At 46.6% G+C, this 9,731-nt stretch carries 7 protein-coding genes; 3 read left to right on the forward strand and 4 right to left on the reverse strand.

Annotation, left to right across the window (positions count from 1 at the left end):
- Positions 1-193 precede the first annotated feature (193 nt).
- Together MiSe_RS04340 and MiSe_RS04345 are read right to left on the reverse strand one after the other, a co-directional pair.
- Positions 194-1,735 (reverse strand): carotenoid oxygenase family protein, encoded by a 1,542-nt coding sequence (locus MiSe_RS04340; RefSeq protein ID WP_226575237.1) that lies wholly within the window; start codon positions 1,733-1,735, stop codon positions 194-196.
- Positions 1,736-1,832: 97 nt separating this feature from the next.
- A complete protein-coding gene (locus MiSe_RS04345; RefSeq protein WP_226575239.1) occupies positions 1,833-3,290 on the reverse strand; it encodes a folate/biopterin family MFS transporter in 1,458 nt (485 codons plus the stop codon).
- A gap of 327 nt (positions 3,291-3,617) precedes the next feature.
- On the opposite strand from MiSe_RS04345, the gene MiSe_RS04350 reads away from it, so the two are divergent.
- Complete coding sequence (locus MiSe_RS04350) at positions 3,618-4,097, forward strand: hypothetical protein (protein WP_226575241.1); 480 nt, start codon at positions 3,618-3,620, stop codon at positions 4,095-4,097.
- Positions 4,098-4,709: 612 nt separating this feature from the next.
- On the opposite strand, the gene hisB is transcribed toward MiSe_RS04350, so the two are convergent.
- Both hisB and fabI read right to left on the reverse strand, forming a co-directional pair.
- On the reverse strand, positions 4,710-5,354 hold the full coding sequence (gene hisB, locus MiSe_RS04355; protein ID WP_226575243.1) for an imidazoleglycerol-phosphate dehydratase HisB: 645 nt from the start codon (positions 5,352-5,354) through the stop codon (positions 4,710-4,712).
- Positions 5,355-5,461: 107 nt separating this feature from the next.
- Entirely contained in the window at positions 5,462-6,241 is a 780-nt protein-coding gene (fabI, locus tag MiSe_RS04360) for an enoyl-ACP reductase FabI (protein WP_226575245.1), read from the reverse strand.
- Between the two features lie 556 nt (positions 6,242-6,797).
- Here fabI and ntcA point away from each other — a divergent pair.
- Complete coding sequence (ntcA, locus tag MiSe_RS04365; protein WP_226575256.1) at positions 6,798-7,469, forward strand: global nitrogen regulator NtcA; 672 nt, start codon at positions 6,798-6,800, stop codon at positions 7,467-7,469.
- Positions 7,470-7,673: 204 nt separating this feature from the next.
- Positions 7,674-9,596 (forward strand): DUF3084 family protein, encoded by a 1,923-nt coding sequence (locus MiSe_RS04370; protein WP_226575247.1) that lies wholly within the window; start codon positions 7,674-7,676, stop codon positions 9,594-9,596.
- The last annotated feature ends 135 nt before the right edge of the window (positions 9,597-9,731 follow it).

Consider the following 9,731-nt stretch of genomic DNA (forward strand, 5'->3'; position numbering starts at 1 on the left):
TGCGAGCGGCAAAGTAGAAAGTAGTGCTACCCTAACTCTTTCCTTACTACTTTACCGTTGCTCCAGCCAACTGCCAAAAGGGAGAATCTAGGCGGACAAGATTGGCTCACACCAACCAGCATTGCTTTCACACCCTAGGGCGACGGCTGCGTGCTGGTAGCGGCGATTTTTGCAGAATCGCCGCTACCCCGATTTATTGCGATCGCAACGGGTCAAACCAATCAGGTGTAAAGCTTCCGTGCAGACCATAAGGAACGTGATGCTTCAGGTGTAATCGAGCAACAGAACCTCGATTCAAGTCACGAGCCTCCAAAATCGCCAAATCAGAGCGATGGTGAGCCGAATCATAGACTAATGTTAGCAGCCAACCATCATCTTCATTCACAGTCTCAGGGCGAGGGACGAAAATAGGTTCGCTGACATAGCCCTTGGGTGCTGCACTCCAGAGTTGTCTGGTACCGGAGTTTAAATCAACTTTAAGAATTGCCTGTAGCGGAGCGTTGCCAGATGGCGCATGAGCAGCACCCAAATAAAGATATCGATAAGGCTGCCCTACTTTTGTGGGATTAACCCAAGGAAACTCGCAGCATCGACTTTCCAACATCTGACGCTGCACCCCTGGTTGCCATGGCTCTGCCTGGGAGCGCCCTCCTGGCTGCCATGGCTCTGCCTGGGAGCTATTAAGATCGATCTCAAACCGCCACAACTGTCCAGGAGATAAAGCCTCAAAATTAGTTTGGCGATAATCCGATTCAGCTTCAACAGCAGACAAGGACTCATAACAAATTGAATCCAAATAAATTTTATCCCCCTGCTCAAAGGCATTGGCGTGGTGGAAAACAAAACCCGCTTCGGTTTGGAGCAATTGCATCGGTTGCTTGGGATTCCGGGGGATAATAATAATTTGGGTAGGTCGATTGGGGTTAAACTTAATGCACTGCGCTGCACCTTGCAAACCCAGCACAAAAGGCAGCGGATTGAACGTCACCGGATTCTGAAAGAAAATACAGTAATTCGGTGTAATCGCCAAATCGTGAATAAAAGCAAAACCCGGAACATAATGGCTGTGTTTTGTCAACAGCTTGCCCGATGGATCGAATTCGTAGATCGTAATCTTACTTGATAAACCGGGTTTGATAGAAAAGTTGACCAATCTCCCAGTTTTCCCATCAATTCGAGGATGGGCAGCAAAAGCATCACCCGGATCTAACAACCCATCAAGGTATTCTAGTCCCAAAGTTTCTAGGGTGTAAGGGTCTAAGCGATAAGGTGCCGCAGCTTCCCACAACGCCAAAAGTTTATCGCCCCAATAAATTACATTTGTATTGGCGATATTTTTGTGCCTTAAATCAAACGCATTCCCTAACCAACCCCCCGGTTTTTGAGTGCCAAATACACCGCGATAAAGAATTCTGCCCGCCGCCTGTTCTTCTTGATACCCTTTGGTGCGGACAAAGCGGTTGGAAAAGTGGGCGCGACCATCTTTAAAACCAATCTTGGCAATCATGCCATCCCCATCAAATGGATGGTGGATGCGCTGTCCGTTAATATCCAGCAAACCGGGGCCATTGCGAAACAAAGTGCCGTTTAAATCCGCCGGAATATCTCCTTCTACATCATCGATCCAGTAATCAAACTCTTGTTTAAGTGATTCATAGCCTCGCTGCCAATCTTGGGCATTATAAGACGTTACTGGAACCGTAGATGCGTGTTCGTATAGTTGAAAGGTCTGCATTGGTAATTGGTAATTGCTAATTGCTAATTGCTAATTGGTAATTGGTAATTGGTATTTTTTTATTATTACCGATTACCGATTACCCATTACCCATTCATTATTCAGCCTTATTATCGGCTTCTAATAAGCGGGACTGCTGCACTAATTCGGACATCAGATCTGGCAAAAACGGCTGTCCCATGTGCTTGGAAGCGGTAGAATCTAGTTCCAAAGCCGGGATGGGTTGAATTGTATGAGATTCTAGGTCTGTTTGGGGATCTCCGGTTGGTAACCAACCCAAAAACGGTAAGGGCAAAAGTGTGCTGAGGTTGGTAATAACAACTAACAGCCAGAGTGACTCAAAGTTAGTTGCAGTAATACCAAACCAATGCATTAGTAAAGCTCCAAACTGATTAGACAGTATTCCTGCCAAATTTACAACCGACATTAGCAAGGCAAATAACGTAGCTTCTACTCCTGGAGGGCAGAGTCTGGCGGCTAATACTAAAACGGGCATGTAAGCAATTTTTCCCATTACGGTGAGAACGAGACTATCGCCCAAACTAAACCATTTGTCATCAATTCCTAACGCGCGATTGGCGTGGGTAACCAGCAGTAGCATCGACATGCCCAAAATGGTCGATATTACCGTACTCCAACCAAAAATAGTCCGAAATGGCATCGTTTTAAAGTATCTTTGGAACAGCCAGACCCCAACTAAAGATGCGACACTGGTTACCAAGCGCACCCGCCCCAAAAACTCTGGTTGAAACCCCAATTCGTTAGTACTGAAAAAGAAAAACGCAGCATCTGCGGTTGGGGTAGACTGGCAAAGGAAAATAAACACTGTGGGCATCCAAATAGCTTTTTGGCTAACGGTTTTCCCCAGTTGCTGCACTTGGTGCCAAACGCTACCAGCATCGGGCAGCTCAAATACTGGCAACTCGGAAATTAACCAGGCAACACAGGAAACAATCAGCGGAAAAGTAGCCGTAATGCCGAATACGGTGCGGGTGCCCAAATGTTCTAATAAATAGCCGCTAAAGTAAGCGGTGATTAAGCCTCCCACCCCTGAAGCGCCCCAAGCCAGGGATTGAAGCGATCCGGCATTGCTGACGGATTCACCTCTAGCGCGTTCGACAACGAGGGAATCTACAATCACGTCGCTGACGGCAACTGCTAGGGCACCGAGAGCGATCGCAGCTGTCGCCGCCCAAGCGGTATGTACTACCGTCGCCAAACAAATCCAAGACGCCGATCCCAGCAATCCGGATAATATCAGATACGGACGCCGCCGATAACCTAAAATCGGCAATCCATCGCTAATAAAGCCAAATAGCGGCTTGACGATCCACGGCAAGGCGGCAATCCCCATCAGGGCAGATACTTCCGCCGGACTCAGCGCCAGTTCGTCCTTGAGAAAAAAGCTAATCCCTAGGCGTGCCAGTCCTACAATGCCCTCAACGAAGTAAACCAGCAAAATTGCCAGCAGTTCTGAACTTACCTCTATACCAAAAAAAAGCTTTTTTGTCAAGGTTTTTTTCAGATCGGACAACTCGGAGGAGGAAACCAGCATTGATAAAGTATCGTTAAGAATTATCGACTTTTATATCATATGGATGGGAGGGTGGGGTCTGTCGGAAGAGCGATCGTTGATGGAAAAAGCTTTACCCAATTATCCAATCCTCTGGCGATTCTCCATCTTGCAGCGTCATCATCTGGCATAACTCTTTCCTCAAGTTATCAGTGAAATCGTGCCAAAATTTACACGCGCCAAGCCGGTATCTGGGCAGATAATAAACTCGTTCAGCCTGAAACAACTTCAACTCAATAATTAAAATCCTCTATAACCCTTGAAATTTCCACGCGATCGCCTTCCTTTAGTTGCAGGTATACCAAAAACATGAGTGAAGCAAACACCCTGACTATCCAAATTTCTGGCGATGATAGCTTGCGCCTCGCCGCCGAAGCTAAACGCCGTCAAATTGACGCGGACACCCTAGCGCAGATGTTACTCCACGACAGTCTAACTAAACTAAGTCCGCTATTACCAACGGATATAGAATCTCTTGAGAAGTTATATACATTTCAAGGAAAAACAGAAGTCTTGCAGTTTCTGGAACAGTATCCCTTTCTGGTTCCCATCTTGCTAAAAGGATATGAACCAACCCGCAAATACTTTCCAGATGCAAAGTTGTTTCTGCAAGTCGTCACCGCTCCGGAAGCAGCATCAAAGAATGATGATATGTTGTGGATCTTCATTGAAAGACCATTATATTTTGACCCAGAAGTCGCGATTGACACTCTTGAACAACTAGATGACGATTGGTGTATCGATGCTGAAAAACGCGATCAAGGGAAGCTTTTTATCGGTTTTAACTAACTAATAACTTTTAATTGGTCAGAGTATCTGAATTTAGCACAGGAACTGGCGCAGCAAACCACAGATGAAGCCAAACTACGATCGGCTATTAGTCGATCCTACTATGCAGCTTTCATCAAGTCACGCAATTTTTTACAAGAGCGGGAGGGTTTATAGCGGATTGCAGGCGGATCAGGTACACCTGAGAATGCAATAGCGGCTGCCATTTTTGCTGCCGCTATTGCATTCTTGCGCCAAAAGGCTGTACCTCACTCGCTGGCAATCGGCTGTAAATATTCCTACCGAAAATACTCACAAATATATCATCAATCAATTCAACAATAGCTCCGACCCAGTACGTATAAAAATTGGCAGGAGATTGCTGCGTCTACGAGGTTTTCGCAACCAAGCAGATTACGATAACACATTCCCACTATTGGTTGAGAAGACTCAGGAGTCTTTAACTTTAGCCAGACGAATAATTTCTAGTCTAGATAAATTGTGACAAAACAAACAAATCCCAGGACTTACGCAGCAACTCTAGATATGCTGGAGATGGTGCGTTACACTGCGTTAACGCACCCTACATACAGAGACTTGCCTTCGCGCTCTTTGCGTCTTCGCGGTTCAAATCTACAACACACCCTTAGAACTAGGAATCGCACCTGCACGACGGGGATCGACTTCTACCGCCATCCGCATTGCCCTAGCAAAAGCCTTAAACGTTGCTTCAATAATATGATGCGAATTAATTCCATCCAATTGCCGGATATGCAGCGTCATCTGAGAGTGATTCACCACTGCTACAAAAAACTCCCGCACTAATTGAGTATCGTAAGTTCCAACGCGCTGGGTAGGAATCTCCAAACCATAACTCAAGTGCGGGCGTCCGGAAAAGTCTAGCGCCACCTGAACTAACGCTTCGTCCAGTGGTGCCAGGAAATGCCCGAAGCGGACAATGCCTTTGCGATCGCCCAACGCTTTCCCCAAAGCTTGCCCCAATGTTATCCCCACATCTTCGTTAGTGTGGTGGTCGTCTATTTCTATATCTCCCTTGGCTTGGACTTCCAAGTCAATTAGCCCGTGGGAAGATATCTGATGCAGCATGTGATCCAAAAACGGAATTCCCGTCCTGGCGCTGCAATTGCCCGTTCCATCTAAATTGAGACTCACATATACGTCAGTTTCCCCGGTTTTGCGGCTGACTGAAGCAGTCCGAGGGCTTAGAATTAGTTCCGGGTGTTGGGATTCGGTTGTTGGGCGTTCGCTTGTCTGCATAATTTGGTAATTGGTAATTGGTAATTGGTAATTAATAATTGGTGATTTGAGATTTGAGATTTCAGATTTCCATCTCAAATCTCAAATCTCAAATCTCAAATTCCCCATTACCCCATTCCCATGATTTCGTATCCAGCATCGACGTACAGGATTTGACCTGTAATGCCGCTAGCTAAGTCGCTACAAAGGAAAGCCGCCGCATTCCCCACTTCTAACTGTGTCACAGTTCGTCGCAGGGGGGCGACTTGCTCGACGTGGGAAATCATATCGCGAATCCCACCCACAGCGGAGGACGCCAGCGTGCGAATTGGACCTGCTGAGATTCCGTTCACCCGGACATTTTGCGCGCCTAATTCCGATGCTAGGTAACGAACGTTCATTTCTAAGGCAGCTTTGGCGATTCCCATCACGTTATAGTTGGGAACTACCCGCACGCCGCCTAAATAGGTTAGCGTGACGATACTGCCACCTTCTGTCATTAAGGGTTTAGCTGCTGCACTCAGTTGAATCAGCGAGTAAGCACTGACATCTAAAGCCAGGTTGAACCCATCTTTGGAGATTTTGCTAAAATCTCCTGATAAATCATCTTTATTGGCGAAGGCCAAACAATGGATCAGAATGTCTAATCTGCCCCACTTGTCGCGGATAGTCTCGAAGGTAGCCTGAATCTGCTCGTCATTTTGAACATCACAGGGTAAAAATAGACTTGGATTCAGGGGTTCTACCAGTTCGGATACTTTTTTCTCAAAGCGACCCCGGTCATCGGGTAGGTAGGTGATGCCAAGATTCGCGCCTGCTTTATGCAGTTGTTGAGCAATACCCCAGGCTATCGAGCGATCGTTGGCGATGCCCGTCACGAGGGCGTTTTTTCCAGTTAAATTCAGCATAAACGTTTATTATATCGGAACAAGGGTTACTTTCTCCGCCAGCTTTTCCCTGGGGAAGATGGTCAAACTGGGGAATATATTACTTGATTATCGGCTCCATCTCCCCGATTGCTTGACTTTCCGCCAAAAATCACCAAAAGTTAGCAATGAGGTGTGTTACCCCTCATCCCCTTTCAGTCGATTCCTGGTATAAATGAAACGCCCTCTTGCTACCAAGCCAACAACTACAATTGCCCCATACCACCTTTGACCCGTCACGCTTTCGGTTCAACATGAGGTAATTTAGCCAAAATGCTGTAGCGATTCATACAAACTTTGTTAAGAGTAAGTAAAGCTTCGTTTATTTTTCAGAGTAACGGAAGATGAAAAACCAAAGAAAAAGTGTTAAAATATACATTTAATCAAAAAAGACTGCTATACAAAAAACTACACGGCGTCCCTAGCTTTCTGCCTTCTTGAACTAACTCACATTGAGACTTTCCGCTCGGTTTGTGAGGTTATAGTGCATTGCTAAGGAGTTGAGAGAAGTCTTTAGAGTTCGGTGAGGACAACTGAAATGGTCGTGATGCAGGATAGACCTTTAGCAGCCGTATTTCGGCAAATCAGCAACCCATCGTTTCCACCCGTTGTAGAAACGTTTGAGCGGGGAAAAACGATCTTTTTCCCTGGGGATCCGGCTGAAAGAGTATATTTTCTGCTCAAGGGGGCTGTCAAGCTTTCGAGGGTGTACGAAGCAGGGGAAGAAATTACCGTCGCCCTGCTGCGAGAAAATAGCGTCTTTGGCGTGCTGTCTCTGATTACGGGGAATAGATCCGATAGATTTTATCATGCGGTGGCCTTTACCCCAGTCGAGCTGCTATCAGCGCCGATAGACCAGGTAGAGCAAGCGCTGAAAGATAATCCAGAATTTGCCATGTTAATGCTGCGGGGTCTGTCGTCGCGCATCCTGCAAACCGAGATGATGATCGAGACGCTGGCGCACCGAGACATGGGATCGAGATTAGTCAGCTTTCTGCTAATTCTGTGCCGAGATTTTGGCGTTCCTGGTGCCGAAGGGATTACGATAGATTTGAAGCTCTCTCATCAAGCGATCGCCGAAGCCATAGGTTCGACTAGAGTGACGGTGACTCGTTTGTTGGGAGATCTGCGGCAAGAAAAAATGATCTCGATCCACAAGAAAAAAATAACCGTACACAATCCAGTCGCCTTAAGCCATCAATTTACCTAGTTAAATAGGTTATACTTGACCCGGTCATAGATAGTGAATCATGGCTAATTTCTAGGTTGCCAGTCTGACCTCAGCCTTCCCAACTGTCACGCAAGTGACCGTGCGAAGTATAAAAAGCAATAGCAAGCGCAGTAACTGACGACCGCAGGCGCAAGCGTACTCAGCATGAGGTAGGCTGTAACTGGGTGAGGATCGTCGAAAATTATGACTACAGGGTGGATACTGATTGCGGCAATCTTGGTGTTGGGAGGCGCGATCGCGTCAGTAGGCGATCGCGTCGGAACGAAGGTAGGCAAATCAAGACTTAGCCTATTCAATTTACGTCCGCGCAAGACGGCAATTTTAATTACCGTTTTGACGGGGAGTTTGATTTCTGCCTCGACGCTGGCGATATTATTTGGTACGAGCGAGCAACTACGCACTGGGGTTTTTAAACTGGAAAAAATTCAGAAAAATCTCCGAAACGCTCGCAAGGAACTAGAAAAAACTAAAACTCAAAAAAGTAAAGTAGAAACAGAGTTAACCCAAGCTAAATCTCAGCAGGCAGAAGCACAGCAAAAACTAGATGCGACAAATCAATCTTTGCAATCAACTTTAGCCAAGCTGTCGGAAGCAACTGCCAACCAAGCGCGTACCGAAACGCAGCTGAAACAAACCCAAGGAGAATTAAATAACACTAATAGCCAACTGAATCAAACTCAGGGGAAATTAAATCAAACTCAAAATGAATTAAACCAAACCCAGGGTCAATTAAACGCAGTTTCTTCTCAAGTAATGGCGCTGCGTGATGAACGCCAGAAGTTGATCGAACAACGGGATCAATTGCAAGCAGAACGTCAAAATTTAATCGAACAGCGCAATCAACTGCAAGCAGAACGTCAAAATTTAATCGGACAGCGAAACCAACTGCAAGCGGAAAGAGCGACGTTAATAGAACAGCGGGATAAACTGCAAGCAGAACGTCAAAATTTAATCGGACAGCGCAATCAACTGCAAGCAGAACGTCAAAATTTAATCGGACAGCGCAATCAACTGCAAGCAGAACGCCAAGATTTGCTGGGACAGCGCAATCAACTGCAAGCAGAACGTCAAGATTTGCTGGGACAGCGCAATCAACTGCAAGCAGAACGCCAAGATTTGCTGGGACAGCGCGATCAACTGCAAGCAGAACGCCAAGATTTGCTGGGACAGCGCGATCAACTACAACAGGAAAGAGCGGCGCTCGTTGGACAGCGCGATCGCCTCAAAAACGAGATTGGCAACTTTAAATCTCAGATTGCCCAAAGGGACCAAGAAATTGCCGCTCAAGACCAGGCAATTGCCCAACTAGATCAAACCATTTCCCAGCGCGACCAAGTGATTGCTCAGCGGGAAACCAGCCTTAAACAACTAGAAAGTCAACAAAAAGATCTCGAAAACAAACAAGCATACTTACAACGGGCAGTAAAAATTCTAGAAGAGTATTATCAAGATTATCAAGCGTTGCGGGGCGGCAATTTAGTTTTGTTTCGCAACCAAGTTTTGGTGACTGGAGTCGTTCGCATTGTCGATCCAAAAGCCGCTCGTCAAGCTGTGGATCAATTGTTGGTAACGGCAAACAAAGTCGCAATTGAGAACACTCGACCCGGTGACAAAAATTTCAACCAACAAGTGATACAAATTAGTCCCAAAGAAGTCGATCAGATCATCGATCGCATTGATGACGGTCGAGACTATGCGATCAGAATTCTCTCAGCAGGCAACTACATCAGGGGAGAATCTGCCGTCCAAGTTTTTGCCGATGTAACCCCCAATCGCGTCGTATTTCAAGCTGGGGAAGTAGTAGCGGCAACTTCTACCAATCCCTCCACAATGACTCAAGAACAGCTTGAGCAACGGATAGAGCAGCTAATTGCAGCTTCTCAATTCCGAGTGCGTCGCGCTGGCGTGTTGGCAGATAAAATTCAGATCGGCGACGCTCGGGTCGAAACGCTGATGCGCTTCATCGAGCAATTAAAGCAGTCCGAGACATCTGTTGAAGTGCAAGTGGTAGCATCAGATGTTACCTATACGGCGGGGCCGGTCAAAATGGATCTGGTAGCCGTTCAAAAGGGACAGATACTGTTTCGCACTTCACCCGATAGCTAAATGTTAGCCCGCACCCTCAAGGGTGCGGCTACACAACCACAGCCTGCCTACGCAGGCTCAAAAATGTATATATGAATCATGCTACTACTGCCGCACCCTCAAGGGTGCGGCTACACAACCACAGCCTGCCTACGC

Source organism: Microseira wollei NIES-4236 (assembly GCF_020521235.1).
In the GTDB taxonomy this organism is placed as follows: Bacteria; Cyanobacteriota; Cyanobacteriia; order Cyanobacteriales; family Aerosakkonemataceae; genus Microseira; species Microseira wollei.

What these genes read in the sequence shown, in the direction of transcription:
- MiSe_RS04340 (WP_226575237.1), bottom strand. Translation starts at nt 1,735, where the DNA reads ATGCAGACCTTTCAACTATACGAACACGCATCTACGGTTCCAGTAACG.
- MiSe_RS04345 (WP_226575239.1), bottom strand. Translation starts at nt 3,290, where the DNA reads ATGCTGGTTTCCTCCTCCGAGTTGTCCGATCTGAAAAAAACCTTGACA.
- MiSe_RS04350 (WP_226575241.1), top strand. Translation starts at nt 3,618, where the DNA reads ATGAGTGAAGCAAACACCCTGACTATCCAAATTTCTGGCGATGATAGC.
- hisB (WP_226575243.1), bottom strand. Translation starts at nt 5,354, where the DNA reads ATGCAGACAAGCGAACGCCCAACAACCGAATCCCAACACCCGGAACTA.
- fabI (WP_226575245.1), bottom strand. Translation starts at nt 6,241, where the DNA reads ATGCTGAATTTAACTGGAAAAAACGCCCTCGTGACGGGCATCGCCAAC.
- ntcA (WP_226575256.1), top strand. Translation starts at nt 6,798, where the DNA reads ATGGTCGTGATGCAGGATAGACCTTTAGCAGCCGTATTTCGGCAAATC.
- MiSe_RS04370 (WP_226575247.1), top strand. Translation starts at nt 7,674, where the DNA reads ATGACTACAGGGTGGATACTGATTGCGGCAATCTTGGTGTTGGGAGGC.